Origin of the sequence: Mycobacterium sp. SMC-21 (assembly GCF_045310825.1) — a bacterium.
Classification (GTDB): domain Bacteria; phylum Actinomycetota; class Actinomycetes; order Mycobacteriales; family Mycobacteriaceae; genus Mycobacterium.
The window spans coordinates 170,668-191,609 of sequence record NZ_JBJIAO010000002.1; the positions used below are offsets into that span (position 1 = coordinate 170,668).

Annotated in this window: 24 protein-coding genes; 9 read left to right on the plus strand and 15 right to left on the minus strand. The window is 63.9% G+C overall.

All coding sequences use genetic code 11. From position 1 onward, the window contains the following. Nucleotides 1-13: 13 nt before the first annotated feature. Nucleotides 14-625 (plus strand): TetR family transcriptional regulator, encoded by a 612-nt coding sequence (locus ACJH6H_RS02700; RefSeq protein ID WP_346416843.1) that lies wholly within the window; start codon nucleotides 14-16, stop codon nucleotides 623-625. A gap of 252 nt (nucleotides 626-877) precedes the next feature. Here the strand turns inward: ACJH6H_RS02700 and ACJH6H_RS02705 are convergent, their stop codons facing one another. The 3 genes from ACJH6H_RS02705 to ACJH6H_RS02715 all read right to left on the minus strand — a co-directional run bounded on the left by ACJH6H_RS02705 (nucleotide 878) and on the right by ACJH6H_RS02715 (nucleotide 2,587). Then, on the minus strand, nucleotides 878-1,138 hold the full coding sequence (locus ACJH6H_RS02705) for a hypothetical protein (protein ID WP_406774189.1): 261 nt from the start codon (nucleotides 1,136-1,138) through the stop codon (nucleotides 878-880). Nucleotides 1,139-1,278: 140 nt separating this feature from the next. Next, entirely contained in the window at nucleotides 1,279-1,614 is a 336-nt protein-coding gene (locus tag ACJH6H_RS02710) for an Imm51 family immunity protein (protein WP_212806458.1), read from the minus strand. A gap of 31 nt (nucleotides 1,615-1,645) precedes the next feature. Continuing rightward, nucleotides 1,646-2,587, minus strand: a complete 942-nt coding sequence (locus ACJH6H_RS02715; RefSeq protein ID WP_212806457.1) for a hypothetical protein — start codon at nucleotides 2,585-2,587, stop codon at nucleotides 1,646-1,648. 462 nt (nucleotides 2,588-3,049) lie between these two features. Here ACJH6H_RS02715 and ACJH6H_RS02720 point away from each other — a divergent pair, with 462 nt between their 5' ends. The 4 genes from ACJH6H_RS02720 (at nucleotide 3,050) to ACJH6H_RS02735 (ending at nucleotide 5,444) form a co-directional block, all read left to right on the plus strand. Continuing rightward, complete coding sequence (locus tag ACJH6H_RS02720) at nucleotides 3,050-3,628, plus strand: hypothetical protein (protein ID WP_212806456.1); 579 nt, start codon at nucleotides 3,050-3,052, stop codon at nucleotides 3,626-3,628. Continuing rightward, nucleotides 3,621-4,136: a hypothetical protein gene (locus tag ACJH6H_RS02725; RefSeq protein ID WP_212806455.1), complete on the plus strand. Its 516-nt coding sequence runs from the start codon at nucleotides 3,621-3,623 to the stop codon at nucleotides 4,134-4,136. The genes ACJH6H_RS02720 and ACJH6H_RS02725 overlap by 8 nt, the downstream gene beginning before the upstream one ends. A 255-nt stretch (nucleotides 4,137-4,391) precedes the next feature. Further along, entirely contained in the window at nucleotides 4,392-4,916 is a 525-nt protein-coding gene (locus ACJH6H_RS02730) for a hypothetical protein (RefSeq protein ID WP_212806454.1), read from the plus strand. Nucleotides 4,917-4,955: 39 nt separating this feature from the next. Continuing rightward, complete coding sequence (locus tag ACJH6H_RS02735; RefSeq protein ID WP_212806453.1) at nucleotides 4,956-5,444, plus strand: hypothetical protein; 489 nt, start codon at nucleotides 4,956-4,958, stop codon at nucleotides 5,442-5,444. A gap of 14 nt (nucleotides 5,445-5,458) precedes the next feature. Here the strand turns inward: ACJH6H_RS02735 and ACJH6H_RS02740 are convergent, their stop codons facing one another. Further along, entirely contained in the window at nucleotides 5,459-6,061 is a 603-nt protein-coding gene (locus ACJH6H_RS02740; protein WP_020102778.1) for a PaaI family thioesterase, read from the minus strand. A gap of 204 nt (nucleotides 6,062-6,265) precedes the next feature. On the opposite strand from ACJH6H_RS02740, the gene ACJH6H_RS02745 reads away from it, so the two are divergent. Next, nucleotides 6,266-6,934 (plus strand): helix-turn-helix transcriptional regulator, encoded by a 669-nt coding sequence (locus ACJH6H_RS02745; RefSeq protein ID WP_212806452.1) that lies wholly within the window; start codon nucleotides 6,266-6,268, stop codon nucleotides 6,932-6,934. A gap of 12 nt (nucleotides 6,935-6,946) precedes the next feature. On the opposite strand, the gene ACJH6H_RS02750 is transcribed toward ACJH6H_RS02745, so the two are convergent. Continuing rightward, a complete protein-coding gene (locus ACJH6H_RS02750) occupies nucleotides 6,947-8,674 on the minus strand; it encodes a 3-ketosteroid-delta-1-dehydrogenase (protein WP_212806451.1) in 1,728 nt (575 codons plus the stop codon). Between the two features lie 142 nt (nucleotides 8,675-8,816). Here ACJH6H_RS02750 and ACJH6H_RS02755 point away from each other — a divergent pair, with 142 nt between their 5' ends. Both ACJH6H_RS02755 and ACJH6H_RS02760 read left to right on the plus strand, forming a co-directional pair. Then, a complete protein-coding gene (locus ACJH6H_RS02755; RefSeq protein WP_053855895.1) occupies nucleotides 8,817-9,965 on the plus strand; it encodes a Rieske 2Fe-2S domain-containing protein in 1,149 nt (382 codons plus the stop codon). Further along, nucleotides 9,965-10,249 (plus strand): hypothetical protein, encoded by a 285-nt coding sequence (locus tag ACJH6H_RS02760; protein ID WP_053855896.1) that lies wholly within the window; start codon nucleotides 9,965-9,967, stop codon nucleotides 10,247-10,249. Before ACJH6H_RS02755 ends, ACJH6H_RS02760 begins: the two co-directional genes overlap by 1 nt. A gap of 43 nt (nucleotides 10,250-10,292) precedes the next feature. Here the strand turns inward: ACJH6H_RS02760 and ACJH6H_RS02765 are convergent, their stop codons facing one another. Further along, nucleotides 10,293-11,225 (minus strand): hypothetical protein, encoded by a 933-nt coding sequence (locus tag ACJH6H_RS02765; RefSeq protein ID WP_212806449.1) that lies wholly within the window; start codon nucleotides 11,223-11,225, stop codon nucleotides 10,293-10,295. 251 nt (nucleotides 11,226-11,476) lie between these two features. Here ACJH6H_RS02765 and ACJH6H_RS02770 point away from each other — a divergent pair, with 251 nt between their 5' ends. After that, nucleotides 11,477-12,091 carry a TetR/AcrR family transcriptional regulator gene (locus tag ACJH6H_RS02770; protein WP_212806448.1) on the plus strand — a complete coding sequence of 205 codons (615 nt, stop codon included), beginning with the start codon at nucleotides 11,477-11,479 and terminating at the stop codon, nucleotides 12,089-12,091. A gap of 113 nt (nucleotides 12,092-12,204) precedes the next feature. Here ACJH6H_RS02770 and ACJH6H_RS02775 read toward each other — a convergent pair whose 3' ends face one another. The 9 genes from ACJH6H_RS02775 to ACJH6H_RS02815 form a co-directional block, all read right to left on the minus strand. After that, nucleotides 12,205-12,987: an SDR family NAD(P)-dependent oxidoreductase gene (locus ACJH6H_RS02775; RefSeq protein WP_212806447.1), complete on the minus strand. Its 783-nt coding sequence runs from the start codon at nucleotides 12,985-12,987 to the stop codon at nucleotides 12,205-12,207. A gap of 20 nt (nucleotides 12,988-13,007) precedes the next feature. After that, nucleotides 13,008-14,084, minus strand: a complete 1,077-nt coding sequence (locus ACJH6H_RS02780; protein ID WP_212806446.1) for a hypothetical protein — start codon at nucleotides 14,082-14,084, stop codon at nucleotides 13,008-13,010. Then, nucleotides 14,071-15,108: an alpha/beta hydrolase gene (locus ACJH6H_RS02785; protein WP_212806445.1), complete on the minus strand. Its 1,038-nt coding sequence runs from the start codon at nucleotides 15,106-15,108 to the stop codon at nucleotides 14,071-14,073. The genes ACJH6H_RS02780 and ACJH6H_RS02785 overlap by 14 nt, the downstream gene beginning before the upstream one ends. Nucleotide 15,109: 1 nt before the next feature. Continuing rightward, on the minus strand, nucleotides 15,110-15,973 hold the full coding sequence (locus tag ACJH6H_RS02790) for an SDR family NAD(P)-dependent oxidoreductase (RefSeq protein ID WP_212806444.1): 864 nt from the start codon (nucleotides 15,971-15,973) through the stop codon (nucleotides 15,110-15,112). Continuing rightward, on the minus strand, nucleotides 15,970-16,461 hold the full coding sequence (locus tag ACJH6H_RS02795) for a polyketide cyclase (protein WP_212806443.1): 492 nt from the start codon (nucleotides 16,459-16,461) through the stop codon (nucleotides 15,970-15,972). The genes ACJH6H_RS02790 and ACJH6H_RS02795 overlap by 4 nt, the downstream gene beginning before the upstream one ends. Before the next feature lie 70 nt (nucleotides 16,462-16,531). Next, nucleotides 16,532-17,575 (minus strand): acyl-CoA dehydrogenase family protein, encoded by a 1,044-nt coding sequence (locus tag ACJH6H_RS02800; protein ID WP_212806442.1) that lies wholly within the window; start codon nucleotides 17,573-17,575, stop codon nucleotides 16,532-16,534. A 14-nt stretch (nucleotides 17,576-17,589) separates the two neighbouring features. Continuing rightward, nucleotides 17,590-18,747, minus strand: coding sequence for an acyl-CoA dehydrogenase family protein (locus tag ACJH6H_RS02805; RefSeq protein WP_212806441.1), 1,158 nt, complete (start codon nucleotides 18,745-18,747; stop codon nucleotides 17,590-17,592). After that, nucleotides 18,744-19,520, minus strand: coding sequence for a crotonase/enoyl-CoA hydratase family protein (locus tag ACJH6H_RS02810; protein WP_212806440.1), 777 nt, complete (start codon nucleotides 19,518-19,520; stop codon nucleotides 18,744-18,746). Before ACJH6H_RS02810 ends, ACJH6H_RS02805 begins: the two co-directional genes overlap by 4 nt. After that, nucleotides 19,517-20,941, minus strand: a complete 1,425-nt coding sequence (locus ACJH6H_RS02815) for an aldehyde dehydrogenase family protein (protein ID WP_212806439.1) — start codon at nucleotides 20,939-20,941, stop codon at nucleotides 19,517-19,519. Before ACJH6H_RS02815 ends, ACJH6H_RS02810 begins: the two co-directional genes overlap by 4 nt. Nucleotide 20,942 lies beyond the last annotated feature (1 nt).

Sequence of the window (20,942 nt, forward strand, 5' to 3'; positions counted from 1 at the left end):
CAAGATTGGTGCCATGGCCCGGCCCAACAAGCAGGAGGAGCGACGTCGCGAGATCATGGACGCCGCGATCGCACTGATCGAGCGGCACGACCTGGCCACCCTCAAACTGGCCGATGTCGCTGAGGAACTGGGGCTGACCACCAACGCGGTGCGGTACTACTTCAAGGACATGACGCAGTTGCTCTCCGAGCTGGCGCTGCGTTCCGACGTGCGGTTCTACGATGCGCGGCTTGAGTTGCAGCGGTCATCGGCCGACGCCCGCGAGCAGCTGGTGATGACGATGGCTGCCGGCCTGCCCACCGGGCCCGAGGACGCCGAGTGGCGTGCGATCTGGCGGGCCGTGCTGTCGGCCGGCTTCGAGCTTGACCAGCGCAGCGACGTGCAGGGCATTTATCACCGGCAGGTCGGCCTGTACGCCGATCTGCTGTCGGGCGGCCAGGAGAGCGGCGTGTTCCGGTTGCTGCACCCGGCGCGTGATATCGCCATGACCTTGATGTCGATGGAGGACTACTTCGGCTACCGGATCGCCGCACGCGATCCGGACCTGAGCCGGGCGACGGCGCTGCGGCTGATGCGCCAGTATGCGGAGCTCGTGGTCGGGGTGTCGCTCCCTGAGATCGACTGAGCTGCAGGCGGATTACTGATTGGCGAACTGCTCATCCGGCCGGCTCCTTCGTTACCACGACGGGTTCAAGGCAACCGATTCGCCGGGATTCCATCCGCTTAGTTTCAACCGCTTAGGGAGGCCAGGGGTGGTCAGGATCATCGTCTTCGGCAGGCAGTGCGAATGCCGTTCGCCGGTAATGGTTTTCCAGGCTGCGCCATTCGCTCGTGCTGTGCGTTTTGCCGATCTATCAACAGTCACTCCTGTCCACGGCTAGGAGTCAAGGAGCCCGCAGGTGTAGACGATCGCGACGGAGGAAGGGTCGAGCAGGTCCTGCCCAAGCAGCCCGGTGAATCCGTCGTCAATAACACGCTGGGCCAGCGCGGCGCGGGTGGCGTACCAGCATGTGGGGCACAGCCGGCCCAGCACAGCCTCAGTGGGGCCGTCGCCGTTGACGAGGGTGTCACGGTCTGCGGCCACAGTCACCGAGTTGGCAACCAGAACAGCCAATTTCGCGCAGAGCAGTTCGCGCATTGCCGCCGCTGTCCGGGAGAGATCAGCAACGGCGGGTGGGCCGAGATCGTTTCATTCGCCGCGCGCGATGCGCGCCAGACAGTTCTGGCCGCCGCTGAGGGTGGCGCTGCGGCCTAGGGGTAGGGCGATCCATCCGGTTGCTAGTCATCGAATTCGTACCCTGCTGCCGTGGCGGTGGTGATGAGCGCGGCGATGGCATCGGAGTCGGTCACCGCGGGACGCATCAGGTCGGCCAGTGCCAGCAGCTGGTCACGGTCACCGTAGGCGGCGAATGTTCCTGCCTCTGGGTCGAATTCGAACGCATCTGACAGATCTGGGCGGTGGCTGCTGATCAGGTATTCGGCCACTCCAGTCCAGAAGTCGCCGTTGGGTGTATGGCCGTGCTCTTCCACGGCCGCGTCGACGGTCAGATCGCCCGTGCTCAGCAGCAGCGCGACGGATGCAGGGTCTTCGTCGTCGAGGAAGAATGGGTTCACCTGTGAAACCTCTGATTCTCGTTGTGTGGGTTTACGGTTCGCCGCTGATGCGGGCGGCGAGTTCGCGCTTGAACGCTCTCTGGTAGTACGGGTTCACGTCGTCGCGGTCCAGCTGGAGCATCTGGTTGACCTGGTAGCCGAGCTTGTCGGTGCGCAGATCCGCATCGATCACCTCCAAAGTGGGGTGCCCCGCCAACACGGTGAAATCGTCGGGTTGCAGGGCGTCGCTTTGTACCCGCAGGTACCGCAGGGCAGGGGCGTGTGCGATCGGGGTGAGGTCATCGAGGCCTTTGAGTTTGGCGACTTCCACGACCATCAGATCATTGAGTGCGCCCAGATCGGGCAGTGCCCCAACGGGCAGGCTTTCCAGCCACAGGGTCACCAGGGACGTGCAGCCCCCGATCGGGGTCAAGTCGGTGACCTTCGTGCGATACATGTCCAGCGAGATGAGATGCGGCAGCCGGGTCAGGGCAGACAGGTCGTTGAGCCGCCCCATGGTGAAGTACACCAATCTTAACTGTGTTGACCCGGTGAGGAATTCAAGGTCGTCGCGCTTGGCGCTGGTCAAGCTCGCTGAGCGCAGACCAGGAATCTGGCCGAGGACATCAAGCTCCCGTGAGTGATCAGTGATCGACACACTCCGAAGCGCAGGTAGTTCGGTCAGCACCTCCAGCGATACCCGCCGCTTCGTCGGTCCCAGGTCCAGCGATTCCAACTGTCGTAGATGTCGCAAGCCCTCCACCGACTGGAGCGACATGCACTCCACCGTCAGATCGGTGAGCCATCCGAACTCGGCGAGAAAATCCAGGTCACGCAAGCCTTCGCCGAAGATATTGACGAATAACCCCAGATGCGGGTGCCGGGACATGTACTGCGCCAACAGCTGCCAGTCAGCGGCCGACGAGGCGTCGCCGGTATCTCGGATGATGATCCTGCGGAAATCCGGACGTTCGGGCAACTGATCCGTGGTCACCGGGCTCCACACAGTATGGGCAACCGGCGGCCGCGCCTTCGGGACTGCCGGACGTTGATCGGTACTCATCTCATTTCCCCGTCGTCGTGAGTTTCCCCGGTCGGCGATGCTACCGCCGACCGGGGAACGATCGCCGCTCTCGTTTGCCCTACGGATGGTTATGGTGCGACTTGCTCTTACGCCGTTTCGGCTTCTGTCTGCCCTTCGAGCTGCCTTCCTTATGGCCGGATGCCGACGAGCCGCTCGGGGAGCCCCGGTGGGATTCGTTGGCTTCGCGCGTTGTGAGCTAGATCACCGTTCGGTTCTGCCTCTGATTCCCGACTACACCTTGCACAGGCTCGTCATCGGCGACGGGTCCAACGGGTCGGTCTGCTGGACAGGGGATGTGGTCATGGGTGGTCTCTCACCGATGAAGGTGGTACCCGCACTGCGGGTGTTGTCCCCATCCGGGAACTGATGTCGATGACCGAACTATCACCCGGCCGACCCGGCGGGCCGGATACTCACCAGGACTGGGCGCCCTACTCCGACTTGGCGCAAGCGGCGGAGGCATATCTGCGCGATCCCGCGATCGCGTTGGAGGCGCTGTACCGGGTAATGGACCCGGCCGCGATCAAGGCATTCGTCATGGAACGCACACTCGAAGAAAAGGATTCGCGCGAATCGTTGTACCAAGAGGTCGCGGTGACCGACGGTCGGACGTTACTGCTGTGGATGGGTGACGACGAACTCACCGACGACGACGATCCTGAGCCCGGCGAACCCTTGCTGACGTCCACGCTGCGCTCGATTCCGTTGTCTGCGTTGACCGACCGCAATCTCAAGGTCGGGTATCGCGTCGATCACCGCGGTGGACGGTCACTGCACAGTGTCGAACTGCGGCTCGTGACCACGACGGCCGATTACACGCTGGCCAAGACCCCAGCGAGAACCGAGGCGTTCAGCGAGGAACTGGTGTTCAGCAAGTCTGTCACCGACGGCGGGCGAGCACAGATGGAACGGTTGATTCAATTCGGAAGGGTGCTGGCCGCGCATGGCTGACTGGGCATCACACAGGCATCTTCAGCAGGCGGTCATGCTCGGCATTCGCAATCCCGAAGCAGCGCTGAACAATCTGCGCCCTTTCCTCGACTTCGACGGCGCCTACTCATTCGTGCTCACGGAGCGCCCGACGTGGCAGGAGGTTGCGATCACTGACGGCCGGCGGCTGATCCTGTGGCACGGCTCGGACACTGAATGCGCCGGTCACGATGATCGATTGCCGCACCCGATGTTCCAGTCCTCGGTGCGGACCGTTCTGCTGTCGCGGCTCAGTGATCAGGCTTTGCACACCGATTACGACGTGCTACCTGACGGTTCTCACGAGCTGGTGTCGGTGCGCCTCCGCCTGTATACGCCGATAGTCAACAGCACAACCCGAACCACTCCTGAGGACAGCCAGCACTACGTCGAGTGCTACCTCTTCGACAAGAACGCAGACGATGGTCAGGAAGAAATGGGACGACTTCTCGAATTTGCGGCCGCACTGTCGATTTCGACCAGTGTGTAACGGACCGCCGGGCGCGACGGGGACCGACGCTGCCGATATCACCCGAGGAGCACAGGGGGTCAATGTGTTTCGTGACGTACCGAGGATTATCCGATGTTTCGCATCAGTGCCGGCACTGTTCTGGACCGCGATCACGGCTGCCGCCCGCAAGCCGGGAGAGCCGGCTGACCGGAGAAATCCAAATGATCCGGGACAGTACTTCGCGGACGATCCGTGGGTGGATTGAAACAGTTTTTGGCCACGGAAAGAGGAGACATGGCGGCACGAACGGCAACGAACAAGCTGCTGTGCGACATGATGATCGCACCCGACCGCGGCATCGTGGTAATTGAAGATGCTGGGGCGCAAGGGATTACTGGCATCTACATCCAGTCCGGCATCGACCCTGAACCTGCGCCGGTGCAACAGGCACTGCGGGTACAGACCATGAGCGCCGACGAGTGCGACGCCGTCGGACGGCAGCTTCGGGTTCGCGTGCTCTCCGGCTCGGACACTGGCGGATTGGGCGTCCGGGCCTTTGATGGCCACCTCAACATCGCCAGCGGACTGCTGGCCATCGGTGATCGCAGTAACCCCGACCGTCAATTGCTCGTCGGCCCATCGGGTGTGATCGGCGTCAGCGTGTTCGTGGGTAACGACATCGACGCCTCTTGTTGCAACGCTTCCGGTATCGGTTACCCACCATCAGGTCCCAGCGAGGTCACCTTGTTGCTGCACGGAGATTCCTGGCACACCTACACAGTGCGCAACACGGTTGACCGTTGGCAATTGCGATGTTAGATCGCCCCCGAAGCTCCGGGCAGTGTGCTATTCAAAGTCATGCTGCCGAAAATCTGTGCATTGCCCGCATCGGTACTGCTGGTGACGGCTCCGCTGGCGCACGCTGATCGTGCGGAACCGGTCCCGCTGTACGGGAGCTACGACACGTTTCTCGATCATTCGCGGCAGACGTTCAACGGCCGTCCCGACACCTCGGACCCGTCGACCCAGGCGGCCCTGTTCCGGACCGTGTGCGACGCCGGTGGTTGTATTGCGCACTGGCTGAGAATGACTGAGCTCAAAGAGAATCCGAACGCACCGGTGCTGTTCGACTACCGCTGGACGGGCGACCGCTGGGAGTCATCGGGAGACTATCCGTTCCACTGCGGCCCGAATGGTGCTGCGGTGACGGCATTCCGGTCCGATTTCCTGAAACCCGACGGCGACGGCAGTTTCTCCGGGGAGCGGACGTTCACCGTGGCCGCACCGGGCTGTCCGGGTGACGGGGCCGGGACCTACTGGCTGCCGTTCACGTTGACGCCGACGTAGCTGACCGTGCCGTCTCACGTGGTGGACCTACGGGGATGGATGAAAACCCCTTCTGCACGCACCGTCACGCCGTCAGACGTAGCGATATGGCCCACGGCAAAGGTTTTCACACCCTCGATGCGGTCGATATGGGCTGCGATCCGGACAGGTCCCAGCGCGGTGCCCTTCTCGTAGCGGATCGTCAGCGTTCCCGTGACTGCGGGTTGGCCGGGTTTGTGTGCTGTCGCACCCAAGACATGGTCGAGCAGCAAAGCGCAGATACCCCCATGAACCTGGCCACTGGGTCCTTCGTACGCCGCACCCAATGTGGTTTCGGCCCAAGCCGTTCCGTCATCGTCGTGATGAACGTCGAGCGGGGGAGCGAGCGCGTTACGCAATCCGATGACCGCGTTGCCCCAAGCGATGGACGACCCGCTGACCTCCTGTTGGACACCGAATGAGCCCGGCATCAGCGCACGGCCGAGTTCGTCTGTGGCAGCGTCGATTTTGGCGCGGACTGATTCGATGGTCGCGGCGTCACATTCGCTGCGAATCGTGAAGTCGACGAGTCGACGGACCGAGTCTGTGAGGGACGCGTAGAGCGCTTCGGGGACCTGAGGTGCGTTCGTCTCCCTCATGCGGGGTCCGCTCGCCGGTTCCCTCCGCGCACCGTGTGCCGCGAAGGCTGCGTGCACCCCTTGGTTCCTGAGTCCCATGTCGCTCCTTGTCTACTGATGACCTGGCAATCACTGTCGGTCGGCGTGGCGTCGTCGAGCAAGGCAAAATCCCGGTTGGCGGTCGAGGTGCGACGTCTTCAGAGGCCCGATTGTTAACCTGAGAGTGTGGGAGAACCCGAGACGTCAGACATACCTTCGCTGCCCGCGATCAACTGGGCCTTGCTGGGGATGCTGTCGTACGAGCGCGAGCTGTCGGGCTATGACATCCGCAAGTGGATCCACTGGAGCATGCGCTTCTTTTTCGGAAGTCCCGCCTACAGCCAGATTTACGCAGAGCTGAAGAAGCTGGAAAAGCTCGGGCTGCTGAGTTCGCGCGTGGAGGGAAAGGGCGCTCGTTACCGGCGACTCTACAAAATTACCGACAAGGGATTGGATGCGGTTTCTCGGTGGGCCAAGGAAGCACCGATAGAGCTGCCTACGCTGAAGCATCCAGCGATTCTGCGGGTGATGTTGGGCCATTTGAGCGCTCCGGCCGCGCTCAAGAAACTCTTGCACGAACACGTTGCTCAAATCGACCAGTTGCAGCGTGAAGCCGCCAGGGAAGCCAAGTGGTCCGGCGCTGATCCCACGTGGGGTTACGCCAAACTGGCCTTGACCTGGGCCGACCGGTATTATACGTCTGAACGGGAGCTTGCCCTGAACCTCATCAAGGATTTGGACGAGGCGGAGGCAACCCTGCCGAACACGAGCAAGGGCGGCGCCATCGCCTGGCCCGATCTCTCCTTCTGGTACGAGGTCGAACGTAGGGCGGCTGCCGAAGACGCCGCCGACTGACGTCGGGGCGTCTCACCGAGCCTGTGCGGCCAGTCTGTTCTGCGCAGCGTGCTGAGCGGCAATGTGGCCGAAAACCAGACCTTGTGCGATGGTGGCGCCGGCACCCGGATACGTGCGGCCGAAGGCGTTGGCGGCGGTGTTCCCGATCGCGTACAGACCGTCGATGACCGTGCCGTCCTCCCGCAGTACGCGCGCATGACCGTCGGCGAGCAGACCACCACAGGTACCGAGATCGCTGAGCACCATTTTCACGGCATAGAACGGACCACTCAGCAGCGGACGCAGATTGGGGTTCGGCGTGATCGTCGGATCGCCGTAGTAGCGGTCGTAGGCGCTCCGGCCGCGCCCGAAATCCGGGTCCTCACCCGCGAACGCGTTCTCGTTGAACCGGTCCACTGTCGCACGGAAGGTACCCGCCGGAACGTTGATCTGTGTGGCGAGATCGGTGAGATTGTCTGCCCGAAAAGCGATTCCGGCGTCATACCAGCGCCGGGGTATCGGCATCCGGGGAAACAGCTCCGCCGCGAATACGTAGCTGTTGCGGTACTGCTGATCGAAAACGATCCACATCGACTCAACCGGGGTGGCGGCAGCTTCAAGTTCCAGTATCCGCTGACCGAAGCTCATGTAGTCCGCCGATTCATTGGCGAAACGGCGGCCCGTCTGATCGACGATGAATGATCCGGGCAGCGAGCGTTCGGCCAGCATGACCGCAGGGGCCGCGCCGGGCAGCGGTGCCACTGCGGGGAACCACCACGATTGATCCATTGAGGCGATACCGGCGCCGACCTCCTGGCCTATCCGGATGGCGTCGCCTGTGTTGGATCGTGCTCCCAAGCTGAGATTGCGTCCGAGGGATTCGGACTGGAACTTCCACCGCATGTCCATGTCGTGGTCGAATCCGCCCGCGGCGAGCACCACGCCGTGCCGGGCGGTGATCGTGAATACGGAATCCGCATGGATGACGGTCGCGGCGGTCACCCGACCATCGTCATCGGTGACGAGGCCGGTCAGCGAGGTGTCCAGCCAGATGGGAATGCCGGCGCGAATCGCGCCGGCGAACAGGCCGGCGGCCAAGGCCTGCCCGCCGGCGGCGTAGCGGCGACCCAGTGCGAGTCCGCCGAGTCCCTGCGCGAGGCGCTTGACGACCGTGGGTAACCCCTTGCGCGGCATCCGGCTCATCAGGTTCAACCAGCGGTAGTCGGCGCCCGTCGTCGGCATTGGAATGCTGACCTCCATTACTCCGGGACGCAGGTCAGCCAGGTACTCACCGAGAATCGAGGTGTTCAACGGGCGGCATTCGCAGGTGCGGCCGGCGGCTGAACCGCCGGGTGCCTCGGGGTGGTAGTCGGAGTAGTCCTTCGCCCAGAACAGCTTCATCGGAGTGGTCCGGCGCAGCATGTCGACCGTCGCCGGCAGGTTGCGCAGATAAGCGGTCGAACGGTCCTGCGGAGCTGAATCACCAACGACCGCATCGAGATAGGTGCTCGCCCGCTGTGCGGTATCGACGCCGCCGCACTCTTCGATGACGGGGCTCGCGGGCAGCCACAGGGCGCCGCCGGAACGGGCCGTTGAACCACCTACGTAGGAGGACTTTTCGATCACGAGTACCGACAAGCCCTGTTCACGTGCGGCCAGTGCGGCGCCCAGGCCGGTGCCGGACCCGACGACGAGAAGGTCGACTTCGGTATCAGCGATGGTCAGACCAGCGGGGATCGTGGTGTGCGTCGAGGCGGTCACGGTCAATGACATTAAAACCGCAGAGACACATTTCTCGCCGGGAAATTCCTGTCAGCGGGAACGCCGATCTCCCGGCAAGCGGCGCGCACAGTTCAATGATGTTGTCAGGATGGCGATTTCAGATTGAAGGACGGACCGAACAATGACAGCCGAATCCGAAACCGACGACATCCGGTTGATCGAAGCTGGCTCGGTGCCGACCAGGTTTGCCAGAGGCTGGCACTGCCTGGGTCTCATCCGTGATTTCGCTGACGGAAAACCGCACCAGATCAACGCTTTCGGGCAGAAGCTGGTGGTGTTCAGCGGCGAGGACGGCGCCATCAGTGTCCTGGACGGATACTGCCGGCACATGGGTGGCGACCTGTCCCAGGGCACGGTCAAGGGAAACGAGATCGCGTGCCCCTTCCACGATTGGCGCTGGGGTGGGGACGGCCGATGCAAGCTGGTTCCGTATGCCAAGCGCACACCGCGGCTGGCCCGCACCGCGGCTTGGCCCACATTGCAGCAAGACGGCATGCTGTTCGTGTGGAATGACCCCGAGCACAATGAGCCACCACAGGATGTGACCATCCCTCGCATCGAAGGCGCCACCAGCGATGGTTGGACCGACTGGCACTGGTACACCACGGTGGTGCACACCAACTGCCGCGAGATCATCGACAACGTGGTCGACATGGCGCACTTCTTCTACATCCATGGCTCGCTGCCCACCCACTTCAAGAACATCTTCGAAGGTCACGTCGCGACCCAATACATGAAAAGCGCGGGACGGCCTGATCTTGGCGATCCCGAGGAGGGCGTGACGATTCTGGGGACGACATCCCTGGCCGCCTACCACGGACCGTCATTCATGATCGATGAGCTGACCTACCACTACGAGGGTTTCGATCAGCACACTGTGTTGATCAACTGCCACTATCCGATCGACGAGAACTCCTTCGCGCTGCAATACGGCATCGTCGTGGAGAAGAACCCGTCCATGCCCGACGAGCTCGCCGTCGAAACAGCCATCGCACTGGGTGATTTCGTCAAGATGGGTTTCGAGCAGGACGTGGAGATCTGGCGTAACAAGACTCGCATCGACAATCCGCTTCTCGTCGAAGAAGACGGGCCGGTGTACCAGTTGCGCCGTTGGTACGAGCAGTTCTATGTCGACGTCGCCGATGTCACGCGGGACATGGTTGACCGGTTCGAATTCGAGCTGGACACGACGCGGCCCCGGGAAGCGTGGATGAAAGAGGTCGAGGCGAATCTTGCTGCCCGGGCCGCGGCGTCCAGTCCTATCGGGTGATGGCGGCACCGCACGACAACCGGCTCGACGACATGTCGATGGTGCCGGTGGATTGCCTGCGGTGCGGAGCTGCCGTACTGGTCCGCAAGAGCAGCTGGAGTCAGACCAGCGTGCAGTGGACCGGTACCGCTCTCGGTCGTTGTGAAGAGCGCTGCACCGTACAACAATTGGCGGCGTATGGAGATCGCAGCCTGTTCCTGGCGTGCTCGGCGCTCAGCGGAGCGATCGATGATGCCGTACGCGCGGGGACGCTTCCGGTCGTCGACGGCAGCTTCTCAGACTGATGAAATGGGCTGCGCCGTCAGTCACGGCGCAGCCCCACGGTTTCTAGCTGGACACCGTCACGTCCATGAGAGGGAGCCGCTCCATCGCGGTGGCCCGTGGATCCGGCGCAGCCGCCGCGGCCGCGTGGTTCTCTTCACCACGGGTGTAGGTCCACACGCAGAACGGCTCACCTTGGGCGAATTTGAAGTCCTTGGGTGGCAGGTTGATGGCCAGTTTGCAGCCAGGAAAGAACGGTGCCGAAATGCGTTGCTCGAAAGTGCAATTCATCCAGGCGCGCGCTGGCGGGTACAGGCCCTCGTCGGTGTACTTCTGCAGCACCTCGCAACGGCGCATGTTCAACACGACGTGGTCCGGGTTGTAGACGATGTATTCGCCCCCGTAGCCCAGGGTGCCGTCGATGCTCAACACCGCCAGTTTCAGGAAGTCCACCACATGCACCGGCTCGATCTTGAGGACCTTCGCCAGTTTCGGGTACTGGTAGTCGATGATGAGCTGGTACATGTCGGGCAGCCCCAGCCATACCTCCTCTTCGGGAATGATCTTCGTCCATTGGTCGATGAGGTAGTTGTGCCCCTTGAGGTACTGGTCCCAGTAGGTCTTGATCAGGCGGATCAGAGCCGGCTTCGTGAGATCCTCGGTCTGTACGTCGAACGGAATCGCTTGGTATTGCGCGTCTTTCCAGTCCCAACCGGGCGGAGCGATGAAGCGTCCCATGGGCATGACCTGACGCATGCCGGCCCGGGAGACCTGGGCGGTCACATCCATCGCGGCATTGATGCCGACCTTCTCCGAATAGATCTTCACGTGCGCATACGGCATGAAGTTCAGAACATCCTCGAACACGCGTGCCAGGCCGACCAGGAAGTCGCGGGAGAAGTCCTGGATGTTGCCGACCTTGCCCATGAAGTCGTGGGTGTAGTCGTCGTAATTCAATTCCATGGTCTCCGTGGTGATTTCTACAGATTCGGGGGTCATGTTTCCTCCTCGGTGGGCTGTGCTGCGTGAGCATCAATAGGCGCGGGACGGTTAGCGACCACTGTTACGCGGCGGGCATCCCGCTGTCAGATTCAGCATGCATGTCAGAATCTGACAGGTTCAACGGTAGTGTTCGGGAGACGTACGTCACTACCGGATTCCCTGTCATCGGGATACGGATTGCCGTGCCGGCGCCGCATTGCAAGGGAGACGAAATACTATGAGCCGCAACGCCGAAACCAGGAGGATGCATGCGGGCTGAGGGTAGGACGGCGACGCTGACGGAGCGCCGTGCCGAGGAGCTCCGACTGGATATCGCCATTGCCGCGCGTGACATCTTCCTCGCGGAGGGATCGACGTCGGCGACGGTCGAGCGCATCTGCCAGGCCGTCGGTATCGCGCCGCGGACTTTTCATCGGCATTTTCCGGTCAAAGAAGACGTCGTCATGCCGCTGTTCCGTCAGTTCGGCAGGCTCAGCGTCGAGGTATTGTCGGCCGCTCCGCCAGACGGTGATGTCGTGGACATCCTCGTGGACGCATTCAGTACCGAGGTGCCCAAACGTGGACAGGTGGAGTTCGACCGCACGTTCATGGCACTGGTGGTCGGTGCACCCCAGTATCGGCTGCGTTGGTTGGACTGGGGTCAAGAACTTGTCGGGCCGATCACCGAGTTTCTCGACACCCGGATCGGCCTGGACGATGATCCGATGACGCGGGAGTTACCGGCGCAGTTGATCATTCAGGCGTGCCGGCATGCCTATGTGCAGTGGGTCGAGCACGGTGACTTCGACCGCCTGCGATCGGTGCTGCGGACCGGGATGGGGATGGTTGTCGGGGCCTTGCCGGGCGCCGAACCGGGAAACTGATGGGTGCCTCGTCCGGTAGGGCCCCGCGGCACGCCGGTCCTGCGCAGCTTCCCGTGCGGAACCGGCGTGCTTTCTTGACATCGAGGCATCGTGCCCGAGGGAAAGTCGGGGGACTACGCGTGCGCGCCGCCGTCGACCCGGATTTCGGTGCCGGTGATGAATGCGCCGTCGTCGGAGGCCACCATGGCGATCACCGCGGCGACAGCACTCGGATCGCCGAGGATCGGGTTGTCCCGGCCGTGCAGTAGCGGCGTCTGCTTGGCCCACAATCCCAAGTCGTAGCCTTCGGGCATCTTCTCGAGTGTGGTGTTGGCCAACGCGGTAGAGACACCGCCTGGCTGGACGTTCACCGCACGCAGGCCCTGTTTCGAGTACTCCAGTGCCAGTGAGTGGGTGAAGCTCAGGACCGCGCCCTTGCTGGCGGCGTAGGCCGCCATGTAGGGGTGGGCGAAAGTCGCCGCGGTGGAGGTGAAGTTCACCACCACGCCACGGCCCGACTCCAGCAGGGCCGGGAGTGCCTGACGTGTCATGAGGAAGGTACCGGTGAGATTGACTGCGAGCGTCCGGTTCCAGTCCGCCAACGTGGTCTCGTGGGTATGCGAACAGGTCTGTATCGCCGCGACGTTGACGAGTACGTCGAGGCCACCCAACTCAGCCACCGCACCGTCGACGGCGGCGATGACTGCATTCTCGTCCGAGATGTCGAGTGTCGCGGTGGTCAGGCGCTTGGCGGTGCCGGCGTTTTCCGCAGCGTCGGCAGTGGTCGCCAGTCCGTCGGCGGCGATGTCGTAGGCCACCACGGTGGCGCCCTCATCGAGCAGCCGTGCGGTGGTGGCCGCGCCGATGCCGGACCCGGCCCCCGTCACGATGACGCGACGGTCGGTGAAACGATCCATTTTCCAGTGCCTTTCGCGGTCTATGCGAGTTGGAACGCGCTGACAGGCGCGTCTTCCGGGTACGTCGTCGGGGCACCCAAGTCGTAGGCCGCGTTGAGTGCGCCGATGAACGCGGCGTCGTGGAGGGGCTCGCTGGGGACGTCGAGTTTGATGCCCTTGCCTTTGAGGTCATCGACCATCATGCCGATGGCGCGTTCGATCGTGATGTCGTCGGAGCCATCCATGTTCTTCTTCAGTTCGTCGTAGTCCGAGAACACTTCGGCGGACCAGTGCACCAGGAACCTCAGCTCGTCGGTGTGGTGACTCCCGATGACATCGTCACCGTTCTTCAGCAACCATTGATCCCGGTCGGCCGGGTCGCCGGTGAACACGGTGTCGAAGGACAGGCCGGCGGGAACCTGCTGTGCCAGAGGCCCGTTGGCCTCGCCGCGATGCATCATCATCTCGTTCTGCACGACCACACCCCGGTTGTTGATCGGCGGCAGTACCCGTCCGGGCGCCTTGAGCGGTCCGTCGGGCCAGTACGTGAATCCTGATTGTTCATCGAGGGAGAACCAGGTGATGACCTGGGCCATCTTGATCAGGTAATCGGTGAACAGCCCTGATTTGCCCATCACGCTGCACAGCCAGGTGGGTGCGTTCTCGTAGCGCACACCACGGAAGCTCGGGGAGTCCAGATGACCGGGATCGCGGTTGGCGCATGGGCCATTGATGTTGAACAGCATTATCTGTGGCTTCGCGTACTGCGCGTTCCAGTAGCTCTTGGCGTGCTCGAGGAAGGCGCTGTGGTAGAAGCAGTCGTGCAGCTCGGGGTACAGGACGGCACCGTAATTGGCGAGATAGCCGCGGAACGTCGGAGTGAGAAACAGATCCAGGGACGGGGTGAACCCCTCTGGGAACGAACCGCTCATGGTCGCCATCAGCTCGTCCGCGGAGGCGAAGTGCTGCGCGATGATCAGCTTCCACGGGCCCTGGTCGTGCACAATGTCGAGCAGTCGCCGCCGCTGGTCGGGGGTGTAGACATCGGTGATCTCGCGCGGTGGCGCGGCGGGACGGAGGACGTCGGACAGCTCGCGTCGCCGCTCATCGGTCAGCATGGTGTTCTCCTTCGGTGGTGAGTGTGTCGACTGTCGACGTTGGGGCAGAAGCGCTTTGCATGAGGGATCCGTTGGTGGATCGGCCGGTGGCACCGGGATGGGCGAACTTTGCGCGCACCAGCGCACCGACTTCGGCCATGGCCAGCCGGCCGCGGGCGGTCGCGTCTGATCGCATCAAGAACCCGTGGTACATCCCGGGATAACGCGTGAGAGTGGTCTGTACTCCCGCCTCCCGTAACCGATTGGCGTAGCGCTCACCCCAGTCCCGGATGGGGTCGCACTCGCCGGTGACCACGATCGCCTGGGGCAGGCCGCTCAGATCGGTTGCGTAGGCCGGCACCTGATAGTGCGAATGCGGCCAATCGCCACTACGGTCGACCAGTTCGTGCATGTAGACGATGTCGTCGTGGCGCAGCATCGGTGCGTCGGGCATCGCGGTGATCGATGGTGCGCCCATGTCGCGATCCAGGCCGGGGTAGAGCAGGACCTGCAGGGTTATCTGCGGCCCGGCGTGGTCACGCGCCGCCAAAGCCACTGCGGCAGCCAGTGATCCACCGGCACTGTCGCCGACCACCCCCAGCCGTCCGGCGTCGATGTCGAGTTCGGACGCATTGGCGGCGATCCATTCCGTCGCTGCGTAGGCGTCGTCGAACTGCGCGGGTGGTGGTGACTCCGGTGCCAGGCGGTACTCGACGGCTGCGACGGCGACTCCGGTGGCGTGGGCCAGTTCTCTCGCCAACGGTTCGAACGAGTGGTTGGAGCCCATGACGAGCCCGCCGCCGTGGAAGTAGACCAGGACTGGGAGGCGTTCATCCGTGCTGGGCCGGTACAGGCGGACCGCCAGCGGGCCGGCAGGCCCCGGGGCCGTGAGGTTCTGTGTGCTGGCCATGGTCGGCATGTCAGGGAGCGGCGCGGATTCGATACCGGCGCGGACGGCCGGCAGGCCGCGGGTCCGCATCGGTGCGATGTCTCCGAAAGATGCGACCCGGACGGCGGCATCGTGATCGAGTTGTGGTGTAGGCATCTCAGTTGTGGGTGGGGTCGAACCGGCGATGCTCGCGCAGTTGTGGCGCCTGCTGGCTGGTCAGTACGCGGGCACGTTCGGACATCGCCGCACCGACATAGTCCGGTTGGGTGATGAGATAGAAGCGTCCTTCGGCGGCTTGATCGAAGACCACCTGTGCGGCGGCGAGGGGGTCCATTGCGGCTGCTTTGATATCGAGCATGGCCGCGCGCTGCCCCTCGGCGGCATCGGTGTTCCCGGTGTCGACTCCGCCCGCGGATTCGAAGATGTTGGAGACGACGGCTCCCGGCAGGACGGCCTGGACGTGAATGTGACGAGCATGGCCTGCGGACTGCACCTCGAGATTCAGGCATTCGGTCAGCGCCAGCACGGCATGCTTGCTCATGATGTAGGGCGCCTGCAGGGGAACCACGGCGACCCCGCCGATCGAAGACAGATTCCACACCCACGCGGGCGCATCGGTGGACATCATTCGTGGCAGAAACGCGCGAATGCCATGGAATACGCCGTTGATGTTGACGTCGACGATCCGCTGCCAGTTGGCCAATGGGGTATCCCACAGGTAGCCGAACTGTTCGACTCCCGCGTTGTTGACCAGCAGTCGCACGGCACCGAATTCGTCGAATACCCTGTCCGCCAGCCGCTGTACCGCCGCGGCATCACGAACGTCGCAGACGGCGTCGACTGCGTTTCCTCCGGCCACGCGGATTTCGTCACGCAGAGCCGCAATGGCGGCGGCGTCGATGTCGGCCAACACCACCGTCATACCGAGCTGACTGGCGTGACGCGCCAGGCCGGCGCCGATGCCGGCGCCGGCGCCGGTGATGACGGCCACGCCACCACCGAAGATCGCGTCAGCGGTCACGCGGGTTGCCCGTTGGCGGCCGCGGCCTTCGCGGCGTGCTCGGCGAGCGGGATCGAGTTCTCGGCGTCCAGCACCACCGTCATCGAGGTGAACACCAACGCATCACCCGCGCGCCGAATGCCGACGTCGACCACGCCGCTCGACACCCCGAACGGGACGTTGTTGGTGATCTGGTTGACGTACAGATAGAACCGCACCGTCGTGACCTCACCCTCGGTTCCGGTCCGGAAGACGTTGGTCGCGTGGTGGCGGCACGGGTACGGGTTCTCGTTGCGGTGCTCGGTGAGCCAGGCGAGAGTCTCTGCGCCGCCGTGCAATTCGGCCGCCAGCAGATGCTCGAATGGGCAGTTTCCGGAATCCGAACGGCTCAGATACTCCATCTCGTCGCCGATCCGAGCCGCCACTTCGGCGAAGTTTCCCTGGTCGTAGTGAAACCAGAACTCGGCGATGAATTCTTGGGCCTCAGGCAAGCTGATCGAGTTGCTCATACCGGTCAGTCAACTCGCCGGAGTTGCTCGTCACAGCGCCCGTGACCGGTCACCGGAATAATCCCGAAAGCTACCCGGTGCCAGTGATCAACGCCCACACGCCGGTGCGGCCTGCTTCAGCCGCCGCGGCGGCGACCTTCCGGTCCCAGAAGTGCACAGAACCGTTCTCCGAGCGCCACGCCAGGGCTGCGCGGGTCCATTCGTGCAGGCGGTGTTCGCGTGTCGTCCCGATCGCACCGTGCACCTGGTGGGCATGACGTGTCACGGCCGACGCCGCATGCCCAGCGCAGGACCGTGCGACTGCGATCTGGAAGTCGAGATGGTCTGTCAGCCATCCTGTTTCGAGTGCGGTGTGCAGTGCCGCTTCGGTAGCCGAGCGCGCAACCGCCGCCTCGGCGGCGGCATCTGCGATCAGGTTCTGGATCGCCTGGAACTTGGCGAGGGGACGGCCGAACTGGATGCGCGACATCACGTGCTCAACCGAGGCCGCGATCGCGCAATCCAGTGCGGCACAAACCTGAATGGCTCTCACCAACGCGGCCTTGCGCTCGAGTTCGGTGACCAACTCGGGCGCTACCGCCTGTCCGGGCCACCCGGCCGCATCGACTCTCACGGTGTCGCGCGGTTCGCCGATCAGGTTGCGTCCCGGGGCGATCGTGATTTCCGTGGTGTCGACATCGGCGACACGATAGCCGTCGCCGGTCCGCCACACGGTGACGATCCGGTCGGCGGAGCCGGCCCAGGGCGTCGGCGCCCGAGGTGCATCGGGTTGCGGCACCACGTGGATCGTGCGGAGCGCGTCGTCGACTTCGTGGCCGACGGCCTCCAGCAGCCAGCACGCCAAGAGATCATGCTCGGCCAACGGCAGCCGTACCCCGTGCCGCACTGCGGCGGTGAGTAATTCAGCCGATTCGCGCCAGCTCGCGCCGCTACCGCCGGATTGTTCCGAACCGGTCAGCCGCACCAGCCCGAGCTCATCGAGCCGTTGCCACAATGTGCGGTCAAAGTCGACTCGTGCCTCGGCCGGCCCAGGATCGTGGGACAGCCGGTGGTCGGCGAAGACGGCGTCCATCATGTCGACCAGATCGCGATCGACTGTCGGCGCGCTTGTCATCGATCCGATTGCGTTCATCGCAACCCCAATCCCCGCGCGATGACGCCGCGCAGTACCTCGTTGGTTCCGCCGCGCAGGGTGAATCCGGGGCGCTGGTCGACCGCGTGGAACACCAGATCGGCCCACGACGAGTCGACCCTGCTCTCATCACCGGTGCGCAGATCGGCGTAGTCGGCGATATCGCCCTCGACGGTGGTGCCGAGGACCTTGACCACGGCTGCGGAGACATCGGCGGCCTCGCCGCGTTGCAGGGCATCTGCCACAGCCATCGATGTGTGATGCAGCCCGGCGATACGTGCCACCAATCGGCCCATCTCGACGTCGCACGAAACATCTTGTGGAGCAGCCTGTTCGAGTGCAAAGCCCAGGAGTGGAAACGTCGAGAGGAACCGTTCCGGGCCACTTCTCTCGAAGCTCAACTCGGAGGTCACCTGGCTCCAACCCTGCCCGATTTCTCCGAAGACCCGGGAGTCGGGCACGAACACCTCATCGAGAATCACCTCATTGAAGTGGTGCCCACCGTTCATGGAGATGATGGGCCGAACGTCTACGCCCTCGGTGGCGAAGTCGACGATGAACTGGCTGAGCCCCGCGTGCCGATGTGCCGAGTCCGCCGGTGCGGTGCGGGCCAAGACGATGAACGCGTGGGCCCGGTGCGCCCCCGAGGTCCATACCTTGGTCCCGGTGATCGCCCAGCCCCCGTCGGCACGGACTGCTCGCGTGCGCACGCTCGCGAGATCCGATCCTGAGTCGGGCTCGCTCATTCCGATGCCGAAGAAGCACTCACCGCGGACGATGCGGGGCAGGTACTCGTGCTTCTGTTCTTCGGTGCCGTACTTGAGAAGCGACGGCACGATCTGGCGGTCGGCGATCCAATGGGCGGCCACCGGCGCCCCGGCGGCCAGTAGTTCCTCGGTGACGACGAAGCGGTCGTGAAACGAACGGCCGTGCCCGCCATAGTGTTCGGGGACCGTCATACCCAACCAGCCTTGTCGTGCCAGCGAACGGGTGAAGGTCTCGTCCCAGCCGCACAACCAGGCGTCGACCGACGGCGTGAAGGCGCCCACAGCCAGTTGTTCGGCGAGGAACGTCCGGACCTGGCCGCGCAACGCGTCAGCAGCTGGGTTCGAGCTGCTCGCCGGCGGCACCAGACGTCTCAGGGTCGGCGTCATGAGGTCTTCCACTTCGCGATGCGCTCGTGGTGCGCTGTGTCATGGTGGGCCAGCGGTTGCATGGCTGCGGCCATGCTGAGGGTCGATTCCAGTGTGCCGGTGATGGATTCCTGAAGCAGTCGTTTGGCCATCCGCAGCGCGTGCGGGGGATTGGCGGCGATGCGCTCGGCCAGGGTGTGCGCTTCCGCAAGCAGATCCTCATGGGCCACAACGCGGCTCACCAAACCCCAGTCGAGCGCCGTTGCGGCATCGATGCGGTCACCGGTGAAGGTGAGCTCGGCGGCGCGGGAGTATCCGATGGCCCGCGGCAGAAACCAGGATCCGCCGTCGCCGGGAATCAAGCCGAGCTGCACGAAGCTCTCCGCGAATGACGCGCGCTCCGAGGCGATGCGGATGTCACACATCATCGCCAGATCGCAGCCGGCGCCGATCGCGGCGCCGTTGACCGCGGCGATGATGGGGACTTCGAGCCGGCTCATCGCACGTGGGATGCGTTGGATGCCATCGATGTACGCACGACGCTGGTCGATGGGGGCGAGGCCGAACATGCCGCGGCGGTCGGCCATCTCCTTGACATTGCCGCCGGCCGAAAAGATCTTCCCGCGACCCGTGAGGATGATCGCCCGAACTGCGTTGTCGCGGTTGGCTGCATCGATGTTGGCCTCGATCGCCGCGATCACATCCGGGGAAGATATGGCGTTGCCTGCCTCTGGGAGATCGATCGTCCAGAGCTGGATCGAGCCGCTGGTGCTGACATCGACGGGTGCCTTCACGGCCGTGCCCTGAGTTGAAGGGACTTCGTCTGCAGATACTCCTCGAAGCCGAATCGCCCGAGCTCCCGGCCGATTCCCGATTTCTTGTAGCCGCCGAACGGCGCGGTGGGGTTGTAAGGACCGCCGTTGATGTCCAGCTGTCCGGTCTGAATCTGACGTGCGAACGCGATCGCGGTGTCGTCGTCGGCGGCCCACACCGCCCCCGACAGGCCGTAGGGTGTGCCGTTGGCGATGCGCAGGGCATCGTCGTCGTCGGTATAGGGGATGACGGCAAGTACGGGTCCGAACACTTCTTCCTGTCCGAGTTCAGATTCCGGGTCGACATCGGCGAATACCGTTGGTGCCAGGAAGAACCCGATGTCACGGATCCGCTCGGAGCCCCCGGTGAGCAGACGCGCGCCATCACGCTGCGCGCGGTCGATGAATCCGCGCACCGTGTCGAACTGGGATTGTGAGGCGGACGGGCCGATCCGGGTGGCCGGGTCCCAGGGATCGCCGACGGTGTAGCGGCCCACCGCCGATTCGATCAGTTCTAGTGCCTCACGGTAGCGCCTCTGCGGCACAAGCATTCTCGTCCACGCCATGCAGGTCTGGCCGCCGTTGAGGAACGCGTTGCCGACGCCGACTTTGACCGCGGTGGCCAGGTCGGCGCCATCGAGGATGACGTTTGCCGATTTTCCGCCGAGCTCGAGGGCCACCTTCTTGACTGACTGGCCCGCCAGCTCGCCGACACGGGATCCCACCCCGGTGGACCCGGTGAAGGACACGAAGTCGACGTCTGGGTGACTGGCGAGGCGCTCACCGATCACCCGTCCAGGGCCGGAAACGATGTTGACCACCCCGGGCGGCAGTCCCGCTTCCTCGCAGGCTTCGATGAACGCGAACACCGACAGCGGTGCCTCGTTGCTCGGTTTGAGCACGACGGTGCAGCCCGCGGCGATGGCCGGAAGCACCTTGGCGACCACCTGGTACAGCGGATAGTTCCACGGGGTGATGGCGCCGACAACCCCGTAGGGCTCGCGCAGCACCAGCGAATTGCCCACGCGCTCTTCGAAATCGAACGTGTCCAAGACGTCGGCAAAGCCGTTGGCGACGGCGAGCGGTACCTGCGTTTGCACCGTCTGCGCGATTCGTACCGGGGCGCCCATCTCGGCGGTGATGAGGTTGGCGATGTCCGGCAGGCGCTTCTCCATCGCATCGATCACCCGGCGCAGCCGCTGCCGCCGCTCTGGGACGGTGATCGCCGGATCGAAGGCGCGGCGTGCTGCGGCGACCGCCGCGTCGACATCGGCTTCGTCGCCGGCCGGGACATGGCCGATCACCACTTCGGTGGCCGGGTCGACGACGTCGATGACACCGCTGCCCGACGGGGCCACCCAGCGGCCGTCGATGAAAAGCTCGGAACGTTGGTGAGTGTGCATA